Source organism: Leclercia sp. LTM14 (genome assembly GCF_023736175.1).
GTDB lineage: Bacteria > Pseudomonadota > Gammaproteobacteria > Enterobacterales > Enterobacteriaceae > Enterobacter > Enterobacter barmai.
In genome coordinates this window covers 135,193-155,217 of sequence record NZ_JAIKTT010000004.1, presented here as the reverse complement: position 1 = coordinate 155,217, position 20,025 = coordinate 135,193, and the positions used below count along the sequence as shown (strand labels likewise).

19 protein-coding genes, 1 other RNA gene and 1 pseudogene are annotated in these 20,025 nt (G+C 56.8%); 13 read left to right on the top strand and 8 right to left on the bottom strand.

Annotation, left to right across the window (positions count from 1 at the left end; all coding sequences use genetic code 11):
- The first annotated feature begins 104 nt into the window (after positions 1 to 104).
- The 3 genes from K5I40_RS11530 (at position 105) to K5I40_RS11520 (ending at position 2,020) form a co-directional block, all read left to right on the top strand.
- Positions 105 to 497, top strand: a complete 393-nt coding sequence (locus K5I40_RS11530; protein ID WP_176556488.1) for a DoxX family protein — start codon at positions 105 to 107, stop codon at positions 495 to 497.
- Positions 498 to 562: 65 nt separating this feature from the next.
- Entirely contained in the window at positions 563 to 1,549 is a 987-nt protein-coding gene (locus tag K5I40_RS11525; RefSeq protein ID WP_039031690.1) for a glutathione S-transferase family protein, read from the top strand.
- 105 nt (positions 1,550 to 1,654) lie between these two features.
- Positions 1,655 to 2,020 carry a DUF805 domain-containing protein gene (locus tag K5I40_RS11520; RefSeq protein ID WP_039031689.1) on the top strand — a complete coding sequence of 122 codons (366 nt, stop codon included), beginning with the start codon at positions 1,655 to 1,657 and terminating at the stop codon, positions 2,018 to 2,020.
- Between the two features lie 39 nt (positions 2,021 to 2,059).
- Here the strand turns inward: K5I40_RS11520 and K5I40_RS11515 are convergent, their stop codons facing one another.
- A complete protein-coding gene (locus K5I40_RS11515; RefSeq protein WP_039031688.1) occupies positions 2,060 to 2,956 on the bottom strand; it encodes a LysR family transcriptional regulator in 897 nt (298 codons plus the stop codon).
- Between the two features lie 105 nt (positions 2,957 to 3,061).
- Between K5I40_RS11515 and K5I40_RS11510 the strand changes: the two genes are divergently transcribed.
- Positions 3,062 to 3,763, top strand: a complete 702-nt coding sequence (locus tag K5I40_RS11510) for a pirin family protein (RefSeq protein WP_039031687.1) — start codon at positions 3,062 to 3,064, stop codon at positions 3,761 to 3,763.
- 48 nt (positions 3,764 to 3,811) lie between these two features.
- On the opposite strand, the gene K5I40_RS11505 is transcribed toward K5I40_RS11510, so the two are convergent.
- Both K5I40_RS11505 and K5I40_RS11500 read right to left on the bottom strand, forming a co-directional pair.
- Positions 3,812 to 4,222, bottom strand: coding sequence for a Spy/CpxP family protein refolding chaperone (locus tag K5I40_RS11505; protein WP_039031686.1), 411 nt, complete (start codon positions 4,220 to 4,222; stop codon positions 3,812 to 3,814).
- A gap of 141 nt (positions 4,223 to 4,363) precedes the next feature.
- Positions 4,364 to 5,005, bottom strand: a complete 642-nt coding sequence (locus tag K5I40_RS11500) for a helix-turn-helix domain-containing protein (protein ID WP_223074566.1) — start codon at positions 5,003 to 5,005, stop codon at positions 4,364 to 4,366.
- A 314-nt stretch (positions 5,006 to 5,319) separates the two neighbouring features.
- On the opposite strand from K5I40_RS11500, the gene K5I40_RS11495 reads away from it, so the two are divergent.
- Positions 5,320 to 6,783: a DUF1254 domain-containing protein gene (locus K5I40_RS11495; protein ID WP_223074565.1), complete on the top strand. Its 1,464-nt coding sequence runs from the start codon at positions 5,320 to 5,322 to the stop codon at positions 6,781 to 6,783.
- Positions 6,784 to 6,833: 50 nt separating this feature from the next.
- Here K5I40_RS11495 and rnpB read toward each other — a convergent pair.
- The 5 genes from rnpB to garP form a co-directional block, all read right to left on the bottom strand.
- An RNA gene (gene rnpB, locus K5I40_RS11490) (RNase P RNA component class A) lies at positions 6,834 to 7,210 on the bottom strand.
- A gap of 32 nt (positions 7,211 to 7,242) precedes the next feature.
- Positions 7,243 to 8,388 (bottom strand): glycerate 2-kinase, encoded by a 1,146-nt coding sequence (gene garK / locus K5I40_RS11485; RefSeq protein ID WP_223074564.1) that lies wholly within the window; start codon positions 8,386 to 8,388, stop codon positions 7,243 to 7,245.
- Positions 8,389 to 8,448: 60 nt separating this feature from the next.
- Complete coding sequence (garR, locus tag K5I40_RS11480) at positions 8,449 to 9,339, bottom strand: 2-hydroxy-3-oxopropionate reductase (RefSeq protein WP_039031684.1); 891 nt, start codon at positions 9,337 to 9,339, stop codon at positions 8,449 to 8,451.
- A 31-nt stretch (positions 9,340 to 9,370) separates the two neighbouring features.
- Positions 9,371 to 10,141, bottom strand: coding sequence for a 2-dehydro-3-deoxyglucarate aldolase (gene garL / locus K5I40_RS11475; RefSeq protein ID WP_223074563.1), 771 nt, complete (start codon positions 10,139 to 10,141; stop codon positions 9,371 to 9,373).
- Between the two features lie 15 nt (positions 10,142 to 10,156).
- Positions 10,157 to 11,491 carry a galactarate/glucarate/glycerate transporter GarP gene (garP, locus tag K5I40_RS11470; protein ID WP_039031682.1) on the bottom strand — a complete coding sequence of 445 codons (1,335 nt, stop codon included), beginning with the start codon at positions 11,489 to 11,491 and terminating at the stop codon, positions 10,157 to 10,159.
- 414 nt (positions 11,492 to 11,905) lie between these two features.
- Between garP and garD the strand changes: the two genes are divergently transcribed.
- The 8 genes and pseudogenes from garD (at position 11,906) to K5I40_RS11430 (ending at position 19,943) form a co-directional block, all read left to right on the top strand.
- A complete protein-coding gene (garD, locus tag K5I40_RS11465; RefSeq protein WP_039031681.1) occupies positions 11,906 to 13,477 on the top strand; it encodes a galactarate dehydratase in 1,572 nt (523 codons plus the stop codon).
- A gap of 179 nt (positions 13,478 to 13,656) precedes the next feature.
- The gene (locus tag K5I40_RS11460; protein ID WP_223074562.1) at positions 13,657 to 14,511 is read left to right on the top strand and encodes a tagatose bisphosphate family class II aldolase; all 855 of its coding nucleotides are present in this window, start codon (positions 13,657 to 13,659) and stop codon (positions 14,509 to 14,511) included.
- A gap of 22 nt (positions 14,512 to 14,533) precedes the next feature.
- On the top strand, positions 14,534 to 15,805 hold the full coding sequence (gene gatZ / locus K5I40_RS11455) for a tagatose-bisphosphate aldolase subunit GatZ (protein WP_223074561.1): 1,272 nt from the start codon (positions 14,534 to 14,536) through the stop codon (positions 15,803 to 15,805).
- Positions 15,806 to 15,819: 14 nt separating this feature from the next.
- The gene (gene gatA, locus K5I40_RS11450) at positions 15,820 to 16,287 is read left to right on the top strand and encodes a PTS galactitol transporter subunit IIA (RefSeq protein WP_223074560.1); all 468 of its coding nucleotides are present in this window, start codon (positions 15,820 to 15,822) and stop codon (positions 16,285 to 16,287) included.
- A 27-nt stretch (positions 16,288 to 16,314) separates the two neighbouring features.
- Positions 16,315 to 16,598 (top strand): annotated as a pseudogene (gene gatB, locus K5I40_RS11445) (PTS galactitol transporter subunit IIB).
- Between the two features lie 4 nt (positions 16,599 to 16,602).
- Positions 16,603 to 17,973, top strand: a complete 1,371-nt coding sequence (locus K5I40_RS11440) for a galactitol-specific PTS transporter subunit IIC (protein ID WP_223074559.1) — start codon at positions 16,603 to 16,605, stop codon at positions 17,971 to 17,973.
- A 42-nt stretch (positions 17,974 to 18,015) separates the two neighbouring features.
- Positions 18,016 to 19,059, top strand: a complete 1,044-nt coding sequence (gene gatD / locus K5I40_RS11435) for a galactitol-1-phosphate 5-dehydrogenase (protein ID WP_223074558.1) — start codon at positions 18,016 to 18,018, stop codon at positions 19,057 to 19,059.
- A 110-nt stretch (positions 19,060 to 19,169) separates the two neighbouring features.
- Positions 19,170 to 19,943, top strand: coding sequence for a DeoR/GlpR family DNA-binding transcription regulator (locus tag K5I40_RS11430; protein WP_139563695.1), 774 nt, complete (start codon positions 19,170 to 19,172; stop codon positions 19,941 to 19,943).
- The last annotated feature ends 82 nt before the right edge of the window (positions 19,944 to 20,025 follow it).

Sequence of the window (20,025 nt, the reverse complement as noted above, 5' to 3'; positions counted from 1 at the left end):
TCGCCCCGTTTATGATTCTCTCCATCGACAGCGAGACCGCGGCATCCGCCCGATTTTGCACATTAAATAGGTTTCACAGCCCAAATGGTTCCCTGGAGAGTAAGATGAAAAAATTAGAAGATGTTGGTGTACTGGTAGCGCGCGTTCTGATGCCAATCCTGTTTATTACTGCAGGCTGGGGCAAAATCGGTGGTTATGCCGGTACGCAGCAGTATATGGAAGCAATGGGCGTTCCGGGGTTCCTGCTGCCGTTGACCATTCTGCTTGAACTGGGTGGTGGTCTGGCAATCCTGTTCGGTTTCCTGACCCGTACGACCGCGCTGTTCACCGCAGGCTTCACTCTGCTGACCGCGTTCCTGTTCCACAGCAACTTTGCGGAAGGCGTGAACTCTCTGATGTTCATGAAAAACCTGACCATCGCGGGCGGTTACCTGCTGCTGGCTATCACCGGTCCGGGTGCGTTCAGTATCGACCGCGTCCTGAATAAGAAATGGTAAGCACGCTATACTGAATCAAAAAGCGAGGAGATCTCTCCTCGCTTTTGCTATCTAAGGAGGAATAAATGGGACAACTCGTAGACGGCGTCTGGCAGGATACCTGGTATGACACCAAATCAACCGGGGGACGTTTCAAACGTTCTGTTTCGGCCTTCCGTAACTGGCTCACCGCCGACGGTGCGCCTGGCCCGAGCGGCGAAGGCGGCTTTGCGGCCGAGAAAGATCGTTATCACCTCTATGTTTCTCTGGCCTGTCCGTGGGCGCACCGTACCCTGATCGTCCGTGCCCTGAAGGGGCTGGACTCGCTGATCCCCGTCTCGGTGGTGCATCCGCTGATGCTGGAGAACGGCTGGACCTTTGGCGATGACTTCCCGGCGGCCACCGGCGACTCGCTCTATCACCATGATTTTCTTTACCAGCTCTACCTGCGCGCCGATCCGCACTACACCGGCCGCGTTACCGTTCCGGTACTGTGGGACAAGAAAAATCAGACCATCGTCAGCAATGAGTCCGCCGAAATCATCCGCATGTTTAACACCGCGTTTGATGCCCACGGAGCCCGGGCGGGCGATTATTATCCGCCTGCGCTGCGCGATAAGATTGATGACCTGAATAGCTGGATCTACGACAACGTCAATAACGGCGTCTATAAGGCCGGTTTTGCCACCAGTCAGGAAGCCTATGATGAAGCCGTGACTAACGTCTTTAAGTCGCTGGAGCGTCTGGAGCAGATCCTGGGCCAGCACCGCTATCTGACCGGCAACCAGCTGACCGAAGCGGATATTCGTCTGTGGACCACGCTGGTGCGCTTTGACCCGGTTTACGTCACCCATTTTAAGTGCGACAAACACCGGATCAGCGATTACCTCAACCTGTACGGTTTCCTGCGCGACATTTATCAGATGCCGGGGATCGCGGAGACGGTCGATTTTGACCACATCCGTAACCACTACTATCGCAGCCATAAAACCATCAATCCGACGGGCATTATTTCCATTGGCCCGTGGCAGGATCTGAACGAACCGCACGGGCGCGACGTCCGCTTCGGCTAAGCCTCAGGGGCGCTATTCCGGCGCCCTTTACACCCCTTTATTCCCGTCTATGCTTTAGTGGATCGCTTAAAAAACAAGTGATTAATTGCTATTGAGGTCAAAAACATGGACTGGTATCTGAAAGTACTGCGGAATTATATTGGGTTTAAAGGTCGCGCCCGGCGCAAAGAGTTCTGGATGTTCACCCTGGTGAACTTCATTCTGATTTGCGTGCTGGGGCTGATCGACAAGATGCTGGGCTGGGAACGGGCTGGCGGCGAAGGCATTCTGACCACCCTGTATGGCTTGCTGGTGCTGCTGCCCTCATGGGCCGTGCTGTTTCGCCGGCTGCATGATACCGACCGAACGGCGTGGTGGCTGCTGCTGGCGCTCATTCCGATTATCGGCTGGTTGATCATTGTGATCTTCAACTGCCAGCGCGGTACGGAAGGTGAAAACCGCTTTGGGCCGGATCCGTTGCTGAACAAATGACAGGTTGCCCGGCGGCGCTGCGCTTGCCGGGCCAACAGGTTACTTCTGGGTAAAGAGTTTCTGGATCTCACGCAGACACCAGGATTTGGCTTCGCCCATGCTGTCACGACGCCACGCCATAATGATATCCACTTCGCTTGTGTACTCCGGGCTGACAACCCGCAGACGCCCTTCGGCAATATCTTTTTCGACAAACGGATACGGCATGGTGGCCACGCCCAATCCGGCCAGCAGCGCCTGACGCTTATCTTCCAGCGTACTGACGGTGAGGCGCGGCTGCTTATCAAGCAGCTGAACGGTTAACACCGGACGCTCGCGGGCGGTATCGGCCACCGCCACGCCGCGGTATTTAACGCGGGTTACTTCAGACAGCGGCTCGGGCTCCTGATGAATCGGGTGATCCGGCGCGGCAACGTACACGTTCATTACGGTATAGAGCTTGCGGGAATTGATCTCCGACGAAGAGCGGAAGTGCATGTCCGGCGCAATCACAATATCCGCCCGGCCCTGCTCCAGACGCTCCCACGCCCCGGCGAGCACTTCGGTGATAATGGAAAGCTGGGTATTGGCTTTATCCGCCAGACGCTCCACCAGCGGGTAGAGTGCCGCAGTAGGTACCAGCGCTTCGGTGACCAGCGTCAGGTGCGTTTCCCAGCCGCGGGCCAGCGCTTCGGCGTCGGTGGTCAGCTTATCCGCCGCTTCCAGCAACACGCGCCCGCGCTCCAGCAGCATTCGCCCGACGTTGGTGAATTTTGTTCGGTGACCGGAGCGGTCAAACAGCACCACATCCAGCTCTTCTTCCAGCTTCTGCATGGTGTAGCTCAGGGCAGATGGCACGCGCCCCAGTTCATCTGCTGCTGCAGCGAAGCTACCGCGACGATCGATGGCGTCCATCACGCGCAGCGCTTCAAGGGTCAATGCTCTCTCTTTAGCCATGGCGTTCTCATTCAGGAAATTTGAACATACCGGGCAGAATATCTGGCTAACAATGCAGCGTCCATACCTTTACCATTGTTTTAGTGTAAAGAGAGGTCAAGTTTTATGATTACGACAAGAACAGCTAAACAGTGCGGACAAGCCGATTTCGGTTGGCTGCAGGCCCGCTACACCTTTTCCTTTGGACACTACTTTGACCCGAAACTGCTGGGCTATGCCTCTTTGCGTGTACTGAACCAGGAAGTTCTCGCACCGGGGGCCTCGTTCCAGCCGCGTACCTATCCAAAAGTGGATATCCTGAACCTGATCCTTGAAGGCGAAGCAGAGTACCGCGACAGCGAGGGCAACCATGTCCAGGCGAAAGCCGGTGAAGCATTGTTGATAGCCACCCAGCCCGGCATCAGCTATAGCGAACATAACCTCAGCAAAGACAAGACGCTGACGCGTCTGCAGCTGTGGCTGGATGCCTGCCCGGAGCGGGAAAACCCGCTGCTGCAGAAGATCGACCTGCTGGATGCGAAACAGCAGCTGCTGGCCTCGCCGGATGGCAGTTCAGGCAGCCTGCAACTTCGCCAGCAGGTGTGGCTGCACCATATCGAGCTGGATAAAGGGGAGCGTCTGAGTTTTCAGCTGCACGGCCCGCGCGCCTACCTGCAATCTATTCACGGCACGGTACATGCGCAGACCCCAGCAGAGGAGCGTGAAGCGTTAACCTGCGGGGATGGGGCGTTTATCCGCGACGAGGCGAATATCACGCTGGTAGCCGACACGCCTTTGCGTGCGCTGCTGATTGATTTGCCTGTCTGAGTCCATGCTGCCGGGTTTGCGCATGCTTACCCGGCCTGCACGAATGGCTTACTGGCTCATGGCCTGGGCGATCTGTGAGCGTACCTCGGCGCGCTGTTCCGGAGTCAGAACCTGGCTCACATCGAAGTAATATTTCACGCGATAGTAACGCGCCTGCTCCTCAATGTGGCCGATCGCAGCCAGCTGGCCCTTCACCGCTTTCTCATCCCATTTACCAGACTGGATCACGTCGATCAGCGTGCCATTTTTCACGTCGTTGGTCGGGATCTTATTGACGTTTTCTTCCAGCTGCTGGTGCAGAGCCTTAATCTTCGCGGTCTGCTCACTGCTGAGTTTCAATTGCTGAACGACAGGATCCTGGGCAGGCTGCGGCGCAGTTGTCACCTCTGCCGCCTGTGCCACGCCAGCAAAACCTGTCAGCGATGCCGTCAGCAGCGCGATACGGAAAATCTTTTTCATCTCACAATCCTTAATTATCTGTCAGGGAAGAACCCGGGGAGTATTTTTCAATTACGGATGAGGATCTGTGAGGAAGTATATAAACAATTTTGTATGTAAGCACAGGGATCTTACGAGCCTTACGCCTGATAGTTGCCAGTACTAAAAATCATGTGGCAGGGTCCTGTCGATTGAAATCAGTTTCCCTTTTTTAACGGTGATATATTGCCCTTCCTTTAATTCTGCAAGCACCCGAAAAACATAACTTCTGGAGAGATTGGTTCTGCGAATGATAAAGTTCGCAATCCCCTCATTTTCCTTGGTATTCACGCTTCTTCGGTAAAGATAGCGCCGTAACATGGCTTTGATAGTGTGATAGCCAGAATCTGTTCTTCTCTCGACATGAACATCTAAAGCCACAATGAGCATATAGGAAAGAATTGTCGTCAGCTCTTTCATATAACTCTTAGATGTGTCGTAAAATATCCGTTCAAAATCATCCACACTTATTTGTAATATTGTTGCAGCAGTAAGCGTCATATAGTTGAAGGAGATGACCGGGCACATCCACTCCAGTAGGCCGACGGGCATAAATTCGATAGTAGTGCCAATGATTCTGGGATCTTCATCCATTGCGATTGATAATACGCCTTCCGAAACATAATAAATTGAACCTGGCTCTATAATAAGTGGTTCATTTGCGTTGAGTGAAAAAGTTTTTGCACAAGCAATAACGTCCTCCTGGTGCTTATTAAGGTCAAGAGTCCGGTAGTGCTCATGAATTTTTTCAAAGACAAACTGCATCGAACTCTCCGTTAGTAATAATGCAAATTGACATTATAGCCCTCAGGGCAACACCGGGCGTCAATTTCGGCATAAGTCCCGGCATGGACTATCGCAAACAAAAAATGCGCGTAAACTAATAAACCAGATTAAGCAACACGCATTCAAATACCTTAACCGTTTTTATTGTTAAAAACGAGAGCGCCGCTATGCCTTTCTTTGACAAAAGTGAGGCGTGCTCATTATCGACCTTAACCCATTGCTTAATTGAATTTTAATGAAGATATCCGGCCCCCTGACGACCTGGTACAAACAAATAAGTAAGGTGTTCAATTATGAAGCTTAAATATCTGACAGTAGCGACCGCCCTGATATTCAGCGCTGGCGTAACGGCACAGTCCGCTCCTTTAACCATTCCTCAGGCGACAAAGTTTGATGAACTGGCAACCACACCGGCAGAAGTGACGATGCCGGAATCTTATGTCAAAGCCATCGCGCAGCAGGCCTATATCTGGGGCTGGCCGATGGTAAACCAGTTTAACCGTCGCGAGACGATCACCAAAGCGCCGTATCCTGCGCTGAATGGCGGCATGGTACCCGTCGCGCCGATGGGTCAGCTGAGCATGCTGACCGACTATATCAAGCCGCAGGAGACCTTTGTGACCTGTCCAAACCAGGATGTGGCTTACGGCCTGGGCTTCTTTGAACTGGATAAAGAGCCGGCGGTCATTCAGGTTCCTGATTTTGGCGAGCGCTTCTGGGTCTATGCTATCTATGACGCGCGTACGAATCAGATTGGTAATGTGGGCAAACCCTACGGGACCAAACCGGGCTTTTACCTTTTGGTTGGGCCTAACTGGAAAGGGGAGACGCCAAAAGGCTTCGCAGGCGTAATACATTCATCCACTGAGATGGCGAACGTTATCCCGCGCATTCAGATGGATGATACCCCAGAGGATCGCGCCGCAATTCAGGCCCCCATCAAAGAGGTGATGACGTACCCGCTCAGCGAATTCACGGGCAAAATGAAGTCATATGAATACTCTACAATCCCGGCGATTGGTGATAAACCGGATCCAAATTCCGGTGAAACCCGGTGGGTTGTTCCAGAAAAATTCTTTGACCAGTTTGCTAACGTGTTGAATAAAGTTCCGCCACTGCCGGGTGAAGAGGCCATGTATACCCAGTATCGTCATCTGGTTGAGGCCGGTAAAAAGGATCCGCAAATTCGTAAATGGATGGACGAAGCCGCAGTTCAAACGGATAAAACCGTCATCGCCGATTTCTTTAAATGGAAAAATAATGGCGTACCGGCGGGCAACGGCTGGAACCGTTCGAAGAATAATGCCCAGTTCGGGGTCGATTATTACAACCGTACCGGGACGTCAAAATCGAATATGTTCGATAATAAGCCTGATGAAACCCAATATTTCTACACCGACAATGCGGGTAACGGCAGCCAGCTTTCAGGCGATCATGATTACACGGTGACATTCCCGCAAGGGGGTCTTCCGCCTGTTAAGGGATTCTGGTCATTGACGCTGTACAACAGTAAGCATCTGTTCAGCCCGAACGAACTGAATCGTTATTCGCTGGGGACAAAAAATCAGAACCTCAAATATAACGCCGATGGTTCGCTGACGCTGTATGTGAGTAAAACCAATCCGGGTGAGGCAAAAGTGAATAACTGGCTTCCGGCGCCTGACGGAGTTTTCTCACTCTATATCCGCGCCTACTGGGGTGAAAAAGCCATTCTTGATGGCACCTGGCAGCCACCAAAAATTGAAATGACGAAGTAACTCCTGCCGGCCACAAAGCAAAAACCCCGCCGAAGCGGGGTTTTATAAAGAGTTGAAGCTGACCGATAAGCCGGGTTCTGTCGTGGACAGTCATTCATCTAGGCCAGCAATCGCTCACTGGCTCAAGCAGCCTACCCGGGTTCAGTACGGGCCGTACCATGTGAACCCCTATTTGGCCTTGCTCCGGGTGGAGTTTACCGTGCCACGGACTGTTACCAGCCGCGCGGTGCGCTCTTACCGCACCCTTTCACCCTTACCTGATCCCACTTGCGTGGGCCATCGGCGGTTTGCTCTCTGTTGCACTGGTCGTGGGTTTCCCCCCCAGGCGTTACCTGGCACCCTGCCCTATGGAGCCCGGACTTTCCTCCCCTCCGCCCGTCTCCCCCGAAAGGGACGACGACGAAGCGGCGACTGTCTGGTCAGCTTCGGCGCGCAGTATAGAGGGTTTGTACGTCGCTGTCACCCTTCCGTGCGCATCCCCACCTGCAGGGTGGCGGCAATATTGCGCGAGGCGCGATAAATATTGTCAAACGCGCCGCGGAACGCCTCCTCCAGGGTGCTGATGCTGGTCAGGACGCTGAACACCGCGTCGATGCCGTACTGATGCACAATGCCGACATCCGTGGTCAGGCTGCCGGCAATGCCGATCACCGGCTTGCGGTATTTGCTGGCGACGCGCGCCACGCCCACCGGCACTTTGCCGTGAATACTTTGACTGTCCAGGCGCCCTTCACCGGTCACCACCCAGGTACAGTCGTGAATATGCTCTTCGAGATTGAGCGCCTGGGTGACGATTTCGATGCCGCTTTTCAGCTCCGCACCGAGAAACGCCATTAGCGCGGCGCCCATGCCGCCTGCCGCGCCTGCGCCAGGGACATTTTTGACATCAATACGCAGTGCGGTATTAATCACATCGGCGTAGTGGGAAAGATTGTTGTCGAGCTCCAGGATGTTGGCTTCTGTCGCCCCTTTCTGCGGGCCAAAGATGCGGGATGCGCCCTGCTCGCCGATTAGCGGATTGCTCACGTCGCAGGCCACGCGGATCGCGCAGGATTTAAGGCGCGGATCGAGAGCCGAAATATCAATGTTGTTCAGCGCCATCAGGCTGCCGCCGCCGTGGCCGATCTCGGTGCCGTTGGCATCCGTCAGTTTTGCGCCGAGGGCCTGAACCATCCCCGCGCCGCCGTCGTTGGTCGCGCTGCCGCCAATCCCGATAATGATATTGCGCGCGCCTTTATCGAGCGCCGCGAGGATCAGCTCCCCCGTCCCGCGGGTGGTGGTGATTAACGGGTTGCGCTGTGCCGGTGGAACCAGTGCCAGACCGCTGGCAGACGCCATCTCGATAAATGCCGTCACGCCATCGCCGGAGATCCCCCAGCAGGCCTTGACGCTTTCGCCCAGTGGGCCCGTCACAACTGCGTGCTGCATTGTGCCGTTGGTGGCGGCAATCATCGCTTCAACCGTTCCCTCCCCGCCATCCGCCACGGGAACCGAAACATACTCTGCATCGGGAAAGATCTCCCGAAAGCCTTTTTCTATCGCCCGCGCTACCTCGGTGGCAGACAGGCTTTCTTTATAAGAGTCAGGGGCGATTACGATTTTCATAGTTATAGCCTGTTACCGCTTAAGGCAAAAATAGCGGGCGCGTTCCCGCGCCCGTCTTTGTTAGCGAGTGACTTCCACTTTCGCCAGTTTTTCGTAATAGCAGGCGATGGCGCTGTGGTCCGCCGTGCCCAGCCCGTCGGCACGCAGGGCCTGCATCATCTCCATCACCGCCGCGGTCAGGGGCAGCTGCGCACCCACGCCGTGAGACGTGTCCAGCGCGTTGGCCAGATCCTTGATGTGCAGATCGATACGGAAGCCCGGCTTGAAGTTACGATCCATCACCATTGGCGCTTTGGCATCCAGCACGGTGCTGCCTGCCAGGCCGCCGCGAATGGCCTGATAAACCAGATCCGGGTTCACGCCCGCTTTGGTCGCCAGGGTCAGCGCTTCGGACATCGCCGCAATGTTCAGGGCCACAATCACCTGGTTTGCCAGCTTGGTTACGTTACCCGCGCCAATCTCACCGGTATGCACCACAGAACCGGCCATCGCTTTCAGCAGGTCATAGTACTTGTCGAAAATCGCCTTATCGCCGCCCACCATCACCGAGAGGGTGCCGTCGATGGCTTTCGGCTCGCCGCCGCTCACCGGCGCATCCAGCATGTCGATACCTTTCGCTTTCAACGCTTCGCTGATTTCACGGCTGGCCAGCGGTGCGATGGAGCTCATGTCGATCACCACGGTGCCCGGTTTGGCTCCTTCAATGATGCCGCCTTCACCCAGCGCCACCTCTTTGACGTGCGGGGAGTTTGGCAGCATGGTGATGATCACATCGCACTGCTCGGCAATGGCTTTTGCCGTGGCGGCGGTTTCTGCGCCTGCGGCAATCACGTCGGCAATGGCTTCCGGGTTACGGTCTGCAACCACCAGTGAGTAACCTGCTTTGATGAGGTTTTTACTCATTGGTTTACCCATGATACCCAGGCCAATAAAACCAACTTTCAGTGTCATATTTGCGTCTCTCTTTATTCAGTGGTGGTGGTTATTTCTTGAAGGAATCAGCTAACTTCTGGGTGGCGGAGCGGAACACGCCAAGGTCGCTGCCAACGGCAACAAAGGTCGCGCCCCATTCCAGGTAACGGCGGGCATCGGCCTCAACCGGCGCCAGAATGCCGGACGGCTTACCGTGCGCTTTGGCGCGGGCAAAGATGTGCTGAATGGCGCGCTGCACTTCCGGATGATTAGCGTTACCCAGGTGGCCAAAGGCCGCCGCCAGATCGCTTGGGCCGACGAAGATGCCATCTACGCCATCAGTGGCGGCAATCGCATCGACGTTGTCCACGCCCTGCTGGCTCTCAATCTGTACCAGGATAGTGATGTTCTTGTTCGACTGGGCCAGGTAGTCCGGCACGGTGCCAAACATATTGGCGCGATGGGAGACCGACACGCCGCGAATACCCTCCGGCGGATAGCGGGTAGAGGCCACCGCCTGCACCGCCTCTTCGACGTTCTCTACAAACGGGATCAGGAAGTTGTAGAAACCGATATCCAGCAGGCGCTTGATAATCACCGGATCGTTGGTCGGGACGCGCACAACCGGCGCGCTGTGGCTGCCTTTCAGCGCCATCAGCTGCGGGATAAACGTGGTGACGTCGTTCGGCGCATGTTCACCGTCCAGCACCAGCCAGTCAAAGCCTGCCAGCCCCAGCACTTCGGTGCTGATTGGGCTTGCCAGCGCGGACCAGCAGCCGATCTGAATCTGATGCGCCGCGAGGGCCGCTTTAAATTTGTTCGGGAAAATATCGTTACTCATCGCTTATACCTTTGCTTATTTCTGCAATTCCATACGTTTGATGTCACCCACTACGAACAGGTAGCAGAACATCGCCATCAGCGCCGAACACCCGACGAATACCAGGGCCGCGTTGAACGAATGCAGTTCACTGACCAGATAGCCAATCACCAGCGGAGTGACGATTGACGCTACGTTGCCAAAGACGTTAAACACACCACCGCACAGGCCGACAATCTCTTTTGGCGCAGTATCGGAAATAACCGGCCAGCCCAGAGCGCCAAACCCTTTACCGAAGAAGGCCAGCGCCATCAGCCCTACCACCAGCGCGGTGTTGTTGGTGTAGTTGCACAGAATGATTGAGGAGGCCAGCAGCATACCCAGCACAATCGGCAGCTTACGCGCCAGGGTAATCGACTTCCCTTTCTTAATCAGGTGATCCGAGAAGACGCCGCCCAGTACGCCACCGGCAAAACCGCACAGCGCCGGGATGGAGGCCACCAGACCCACCTTCAGAATCGACATCCCCTTCTCCTGCACCAGGTAAATCGGGAACCAGGTGAGGAAGAACCAGGTGATGGTGTTGATAAAGTATTGCCCGAAAAACACGCCCAGCATCATGCGGTTGGACAATAACTGTTTGATGTAATGCAGCTTCGGACCGCTGGCCGCTTTGTCGCCCGGCTTTTTGTGGTCCATGTCGACCACCGCGCCGCCGTCCTTGATGAACTTCAGCTCCTCAGCGCTCATGCGTGGGTGGTCGGTTGGGTTGTGAATCAGCTTCACCCACAGGCCGGTCAGCACAAAGCCAATCACGCCCATCACGGTAAAGACATGTTCCCAGCCCCAGGCGAAGGTCAGCCAGCCGAGCAGTGGGGAGAACAGCGCCAGCGAGAAATACTGGGCGGAGTTAAAAATCGCCGATGCGGTACCGCGCTCTTTGGTCGGGAACCAGGCCGCCACGATGCGGGCGTTAGCCGGGAAGGACGGTGCCTCGGAGAAGCCGAGCATAAAGCGCATAAAGAACATTGAAACGCCTGCCCACGCCAGCGGGAAGAGATCCACAAAGCCCTGCAGGAAGGTGAACAGCGACCAGAAGAACAGGCTGTAGGTATAAACCTTTTTCGAACCGAACTTATCCAGCAGCCAGCCGCCGGGGATCTGCATCAGCAGGTAGGCCCAGCCGAAGGCGGAGAAGATGTAGCCCATCGACACGGCGCTTAACTGGAGCTCTTTGGCGACTTCCGTTCCGGCAATAGAGAGCGTGGCGCGGTCAGCGTAATTGACTGCGGTAACAATAAAGATAATGAGCAATATTAAATAACGGGTAGGGGCACCCTTTTTTGTTTCAACGGTAGTATCCAGCAACATATTTATTTCCTCTGGTACATCAATGAAAGTGTTTTTATTATTTTTAGAGCGAGGCATTCCTGATTATTTTGCTAATAACAGGTAATCACGGTTAATTAACCGAATCCATGAAAGCGTTAATGAGTATAATCAAGCGCCCTGCACCGCGCATTGTGGCAACGCTCAATTATCGGCGGCGTGATGAATATTATTTTGAGCATATGCACAACCCCCTGGGCGCTGATGCACAGATTTCACCATTGCCCCCCTTATGCGCAGGCGAAGGTCAAAAATGAGTGATCGCGATCACATTATTAATTCCCAGCGCCTGACATTCTTTATTCCACTGAGCAGAGTCTTTATTTCCTATAACAAGAAAATAGACGTACTCTTTTACCCATTAATTATCCCCCACTCGCTGGAGAATACTGGACAATGGCCGACATTGAAATTCGACAAACGTCGCCGACCGCGTTTTATATTAAGGTGCACGACACCGATAACGTGGCGATTATTGTTAACGATCAGGGGTTAAAAGCCGGAACGCGTTTCCCGGACGGGCTTGAGCTGATCGAGCATATTCCGCAGGGCCATAAAGTGGCGCTGGTCGATATCCCGGCGCAGGGCGAAATCGTGCGTTACGGCGAAGTCATCGGCTATGCCGTGCGGGCGATCCCGCAGGGCAGCTGGATTGATGAATCGCTGGTCGCCCTGCCGGAAGCCCCGCCGCTGAATACCCTGCCGCTGGCAACCCGCGTACCGGAGCCAATGCCAGCCCTGGAAGGATACACCTTTGAAGGCTATCGCAATGCGGACGGCAGCGTGGGCACCAAAAACCTGCTTGGCATCAGCACCAGCGTGCACTGCGTGGCGGGGGTGGTCGATTTCGTGGTGAAGATCATCGAGCGCGATCTGCTGCCAAAATACCCGAACGTCGACGGCGTGGTGGGTCTGAACCACCTTTACGGCTGCGGCGTGGCGATCAACGCCCCGGCGGCCATCGTGCCGATCCGTACCGTCCACAATATCGCCCTGAACCCGAACTTTGGCGGTGAAGTGATGGTGGTCGGCCTCGGCTGCGAAAAACTCGTGCCTGAGAAACTGCTGCAGGGGACCGAAGATACCCAGGCCATTCCTGTCGACAGCGCCAGCATCGTGCGTCTGCAGGACGAGCAGCACGTCGGCTTCCGCTCCATGGTGGATGACATTCTGCAGGTCGCGGAGCGCCATCTGACAAAACTCAATCAGCGCAAGCGTGAAACCTGCCCGGCTTCCGAGCTGGTGGTAGGCATGCAGTGCGGGGGCAGCGACGCCTTCTCCGGCGTGACCGCTAACCCGGCCGTGGGCTATGCCTCGGACCTGCTGGTGCGCTGCGGCGCCACGGTGATGTTCTCCGAAGTGACCGAAGTGCGCGATGCGATCCACCTACTGACGCCACGCGCCATCAACGAAGAGGTGGGTAAACGCCTGCTGGAAGAGATGGCCTGGTACGATAACTATCTCGATATGGGTAAAACCGACCGCAGCGCCAACCCCTCTCCGGGCAACAAGAAAGGCGGCCTGGCGAACGTGGTGGAAAAAGCGCTGGGCTCTATCGCCAAATCGGGCCAGAGCGCCATCGTTGAGGTGCTCTCCCCGGGCCAGCGTCCAACCAAACGCGGCCTGATCTACGCCGCCACGCCTGCCAGCGATTTCGTCTGCGGCACCCAGCAGGTGGCCTCCGGGATCACCGTTCAGGTGTTCACCACCGGGCGCGGCACGCCGTACGGCCTGATGGCGGTTCCGGTGATCAAAATGGCAACCCGCACCGAGCTGGCTAATCGCTGGTTCGATCTGATGGATATTAACGCGGGCACCATCGCCACCGGGGAAGAGAGCATTGAGGACGTGGGCTGGAAGCTGTTCCATTTCATCCTCGACGTGGCGAGCGGCCGTAAGAAGACGTTCTCCGATCAATGGGGATTACATAACCAGCTGGCGGTATTCAACCCGGCACCGGTGACCTGAGTTTTGCAGTAAACCTCACTTTAGCATGGCTTCGGCCATGCTTTTTTTTTGCCTTTCGTTCTTTCGCAACCTTCCTTTCGCTTTCGCTTCTTTCGTTTTTACGATATCAATCACAAAAAAGCATTCCGAAACACTATATCTTCTTTCGAAGAAAACAAACGAAAGGTTTCGGAGGAAGGATGTACACCATTTCGACCAAAGCGATGCTCACCAAAGCCCAGCGGGGAGGTTATGCGGTGCCAGCTTTCAATATTCATAACCTCGAAACGCTGCAGGTGGTTGTCGAGACGGCTGCCGAGATGCGCTCGCCGCTGATCGTCGCCGGTACGCCCGGCACCTTCAGCTACGCCGGGATCGGCAACATCGTGGCCATCGCGGACGCGCTGGCAAAAACCTGGAACCAGCCGCTGGCGATCCACCTCGATCATCATGAAACGCTCGATGATATTGCACAGAAAGTGCAGGCCGGTGTGCGCTCGGCGATGATCGACGGCTCGCACCTACCCTTTGCCGACAACGTGGCGCTGGTGAAGCAGGTCACCGACTACTGCCACCGGTATGACGTCAGCGTGGAGGCGGAGCTGGGCCGTCTGGGCGGGCAGGAAGATGACCTGGTGGTCGACAGCAAAGACGCCCTCTACACCCATCCGCAGCAGGCCCGCGAGTTCGTGGCGCTGACCGGTATCGACTCCCTCGCGGTCGCCATCGGCACCGCCCACGGCCTGTACACCGCCACGCCAAAACTCGATTTTGAGCGCCTGGCAGAGATCCGCAGTCAGGTGGAGGTGCCGCTGGTGCTGCACGGTGCCTCTGGCCTTTCAGCCGCTGATATCCGCCGGGCAATCGATCTCGGCATCTGCAAAGTGAACGTCGCCACCGAGCTGAAAATTGCCTTTTCCGACGCCCTGAAAACCTGGCTGGCCGAACACCCCGAGGCCAGCGATCCCCGTCACTACATGATCCCCGCCAAAGCCGCCATGAAAGAGGTGGTGCGCAAAGTCATTAACGACTGTGGCTGCGAAGGCAAACTGTAAACCACGCGAACCGGAGGAAACGGTGAAAAATATTATTGCCCGCCACAAGGCGGGAGAGCATCTCGGCATCTGTTCAGTCTGCTCAGCGCACCCGCTGGTGATCGAGGCGGCCCTGCGCTTCGATCTGGACACTGACAACAGCGTGCTGATTGAAGCCACGTCCAATCAGGTGAATCAGTACGGCGGCTATACCGGCATGAAACCGGCTGATTTCCGCGATTTTGTGCTCAACATAGCCGAAAAAGTCGGGTTCCCGCAGCAGCGGTTGATCCTCGGCGGCGACCATCTGGGCCCCAACTGCTGGCAGAACGAGCCCGCAGAGACGGCGATGGAGAAAGCCGTCGCGCTGATTAAGGCTTATGTGGCCGCGGGCTTCAGCAAAATCCATCTCGACGCGTCGATGTCCTGCGCCGACGATCCGGTGCCGTTAGATCCGGTGGTGGTGGCGCAGCGTGCGGCGCGGCTGTGCCGGGCGGCGGAAGAGACCGCCACCGACGCGCAGAAGGCGGCGTTGACCTACGTGATTGGCACCGAAGTGCCGGTGCCGGGCGGGGAGGCCAGCAGCATCGACAGCGTGCACGTCACCCGCGTAGAAGATGCCGCCCGCACTCTCGAAACGCACCAGACCGCGTTCCACGCCCTGGGGCTGGATGAGGCGATGACCCGCGTGATTGCCATCGTGGTACAGCCCGGCGTGGAGTTCGACCATACCCAGATCATCCACTATCAGCCGCAGGCCGCCAAAGCGCTCTCGGGCTGGATCCGCCAGACGCCGATGGTCTATGAAGCCCACTCTACAGATTATCAGTCCCGTCAGGCCTACCAGGAGCTGGTGCGGGATCACTTTGCGATCCTGAAGGTCGGCCCGGCCCTCACCTTCGCCCTGCGCGAGGCGATTTTTGCCCTGGCGCAGATGGAAGCGGCGCTGATCGCCCCGGAAAACCGCAGCCGGGTGCTGGAGGTGATCGACGAGGTGATGCTGAACGAGCCGGATTACTGGAAAAAATACTATCGCCCGACCTGGAGCCAGGCGATGGTGGACATTCACTTTAGCCTGTCCGACCGCATTCGCTACTACTGGCCGCACCCGCGTATTCGTCAGAGCGTGGAGAAACTGCTCGCGAATCTCGACACCCAGACTTTGCCGCTGGGGCTGATCAGCCAGTATCTGCCCGTGCAGTTTGAACGCGTCACGGCCCGCACTATCGCCACGACGCCACAGGATCTTGTCATCGACAAAATACAGGACGTGTTACGCGCGTACCGCTACGGCTGCGCCCCTGACGCCGTCTGAAATCCGGAGACCCTATGAGCAAACTGTTTGTCCGTACCGGCATTGATTTTGCCACCTGCCAGCAGGCGCTGGCCCATATTGGCGAGGAGATGCTGGCAAAAGGGGTGGTGCATGCCACCTATCCCGCCGCGCTGGTAGAACGGGAAGCGGTATTCCCGACCGGCATCGCCCTTGAAAAACATGCCGTGGCGATCCCGCACTGTGAGGCGGTCCACGCCAGAGAAGCGGCTATCTACCTGATTCGACCGGACAAGCCGGTGAATTTTCAACAGGCGGACGACGATGCAGAGATCGCCGTGTCGCTGATTATCGCCCTGATCGTTGAAAACCCTGCGGCGCAGCTCGTTCTCCTGCGCCGGTTATTTAGTGAGCTGCAAAACCCAACCACGCTGGAAGCGCTGCTTAACGCGCCGGATCACCAGCTGGGGGCGCTGTTTGAAGAGGCCATCATGATGGCGGAACCCTGCAAGCAGGCCTCATAACATACTGATAATAAGAAGGAGTACCCTATGAAACGCAAAGTTATCGTTGCCTGTGGCGGTGCCGTCGCGACCTCCACCATGGCCGCAGAAGAGATTAAAGAGCTGTGTGAGGCCCACAACATCACGCTGGATCTGGTCCAGTGTCGGGTCACCGAAATTGAGACCTATATGGACGGGGCGGATCTGATCTGCACCACCGCGAAAGTCGATCGCACCTTTGGCGACATCCCGGTGGTCCACGCATGCCGTTTGTGTCGGGCGTCGGCATTGAAGCCCTGCAGCAAAAAATCCTGACCATCCTCGAGGGGTAAGATCATGTTTACCGAAATCATGCGGTATATCCTCGATCTTGGGCCGACGGTCATGCTGCCCATCGTCATCATCATCTTCTCGAAGCTGCTGGGGATGAAGCTGGGCGACTGCTTTAAATCCGGCCTGCATATCGGGATTGGCTTTGTCGGGATCGGGCTGGTTATCGGCCTGATGCTCGACTCCATCGGCCCGGCGGCCAAAGCGATGGCCGAGCAGTTCCAGATCAACCTTCACGTGGTGGACGTCGGCTGGCCGGGCTCATCCCCCATGACCTGGGCCTCGCAGATTGCGCTGGTGGCGATCCCGGTGGCGATTGGCGTTAACGTGCTGATGCTGGTCACCCGCATGACCCGCGTGGTGAACGTCGATATCTGGAACATCTGGCACATGACCTTTACCGGGGCGATGCTGCACCTGGCGACCGGCTCTTACTGGCTCGGCATTCTCGGCGTGGTGGTTCACGCGGCCTTTGTTTACAAGCTGGGCGACTGGTTTGCGAAGGACACGCGGGACTTCTTTGGTCTCGACGGGATCGCCATTCCGCACGGGTCATCCGCTTACCTTGGCCCCATCGCGGTGCTGGTCGACACCCTTATCGAGAAGATCCCGGGGCTCAGGAACATTCACTTCAGCGCCGACGATGTGCAAAAACGCTTTGGCCCGTTTGGTGAGCCGGTCACCGTCGGGTTCGTGATGGGGCTGGTCATCGGCCTGCTGGCCGGATACGACGCGAAAAACGTCCTGCAGCTGGCGGTGAAAACCGCCGCCGTGATGCTGCTGATGCCGCGCGTCATCAAGCCCATCATGGATGGTCTAACGCCGATTGCCAAACATGCCCGTAAACGTCTGCAGGCGAAGTTTGGCGGCCAGGAGTTCCTGATCGGCCTCGATCCGGCGCTGCTGCTGGGGCACACCTCGGTGGTCTCCGCCAGCCTGATCTTTATCCCGCTCACCATCCTGATTGCGGTACTGGTGCCGGGTAACCAGGTCCTGCCGTTTGGCGACCTCGCGACCATCGGCTTCTTCGTCGCCATGGCCGTGGCGGTGCATCAGGGCAACCTGTTCCGCACCCTGATCTCAGGCGTCATCATCATGGGCATCACCCTGTGGATCGCCACCCAGACCATCGGCCTGCACACGCAGCTTGCGGAGAATGCCGGGGCGCTGAAAGCGGGCGGGATGGTGGCCTCCATGGACCAGGGCGGCTCGCCCGTCACCTGGCTGCTGATCCAGCTCTTCACCTGGCAAAACATCGTGGGATTCGTGGTGATTGGCGCCATCTACGCCAGCGGCGTGCTGCTCACCTGGCGTCGCGCCCGGGCCTTTACGGCGGCCGAAAAAGCACGGGCGCTACAAAGCCAGACGGCTTCTTAATATCCGGGGAGCGCTGCTCCCCTCTTTTTTCTGGAGTGAATCATGAAATCAGTGGTAATTCATGCTGAGGGGCGCGTGCGCGTAGAAGAGCGCCCTGTCCCGTACATTCAGGCTGAGGACGACGTGCTGGTGCGGGTCGTCTGCTCGGGGCTTTGCGGGTCGGACATCCCGCGTATTTTCGCCAAAGGGGCGCACTACTATCCCATCACCCTGGGCCATGAATTTAGCGGCTATGTCGAAGCCTGCGGTACGGGGGTTAACGATCTGCAGGCTGGCGATGCGGTAGCCTGCGTGCCGCTGCTGCCCTGCTTTACCTGCCCGGAGTGTGAAAAAGGCTTCTTCTCGCTCTGTAAGCAGTATCAGTTTGTCGGCTCGCGCAGCGAAGGGGGCAACGCGGAGTACATCGTGGTGAAGCGCGCCAACCTGTTCCGCCTGCCCGCAGAGATGACCATTGAAGACGGCGCGTTTATCGAGCCCATCACCGTGGGGCTGCATGCGTTCCATCTTGCCCAGGGCTGCGAAGGTAAAAACGTGATTATCGTCGGGGCGGGCACCATTGGCCTGCTGGCCATGCAGTGCGCCCGGGCGTTAGGTGCGGCAAGCGTTACCGCCATTGATATCAATGACGACAAGCTGGCTCTGGCGACAGCCCTGGGGGCGACGCAGGTCTACAACAGCAAAACCCTGAGCGCGGAAGAGATACTGGCAGCCCTTCACGACACCCGTTTCGATCAGCTGGTGCTGGAGACGGCCGGTACGCCGCAAACCGTCGCCCTTGCTATCGACATTGCCGGGCCCCGCGCCCAGGTGGCGCTGGTAGGCACCCTGCATCACGACCTGACGCTATCCTCCGCAACCTTTGGCAGGATCCTGCGTAAAGAGCTGACCCTGCTGGGCAGCTGGATGAACTACTCCGCGCCCTGGCCGGGTGAAGAGTGGGAAACCGCGGCCCGTCTTCTCAAAGAGAAAAAATTGCAGCTCGCGCCCCTGATCGCCCATACCGGCAACAGCGAAAGTTTTGCCAGCGCCATTCAGGCACTGAATGGATCCCCGATGCAGGGCAAAATCCTGCTGCGGCTGGACTGAACCCACGAGCCAGCAACCGGAGCTGGCTCACATTTACTTTCGAACGCTAGCGTTCACCTTTCGCATCCCTTCGATTAAACTGGAGCGAGTTAATTATCAGGCAAAACAAAATGAACTCATTTGAGCGAAGGAACAAAATCGTCGATCTGGTGAATGCCAACGGCAGCGTATTGGTGCTCGACCTTTCGAATTCTTTTGGCATCTCCGAGGTGACCATCCGCGCCGACCTGCGTCTGCTGGAAGAGAAAGGTCTGGTGACCCGTTTTCACGGCGGAGCCGCCAGGCCGGGCAGCAATCTGGCCGAGAACGAAAGCCAGGAGGTGCTGCTGGAAGATCGCTACAGCCTGGCCAGCGACCCGAAAAAACGCATCGCCCTTGCCGCCGTGGCAATGATTGAAGAGGGGATGACGGTGATTTTAGACAGCGGCAGCACCACTATGCTGATCGCTGAAGCGCTGGCGAAGAAGGCCAATATCACGGTGATCACCAACAGCCTGCCCGCCGCCTTTGCGCTCTCCGACAATAAAGATATCACCCTGGTGGTGTGCGGCGGCACGGTGCGCCACAAGACCCACTCCATGCACGGCACCATCGCCGAACGCTCGCTGGCGGGCATCAGCGCCGACCTGATGTTTGTTGGCGCCGACGGGATCGACACCACTAACGGTATCACCACCTTCAACGAAGGCTATTCGATCAGCAGCGTAATGGCGGCAGCCGCGCATAAGGTAGTTGCGGTGCTGGACGCGAGCAAATTCAACCGTCGCGGGTTTAACCAGGTGCTGCCGATGGAGAAGATTGACTGCGTGATTACCGACGAAGGGATCGGTGAGAAAGAGCTGAAGAACCTGAAACAAACGTCAGTTGAGCTCATTGTGGTTTAACTGCGCGCGGTGAAAATGCCCGATGGCGCTTCGCTTATCGGGCCTACGATTATTCTGTAGGCCGGGTAAGCGCAGCGCCACC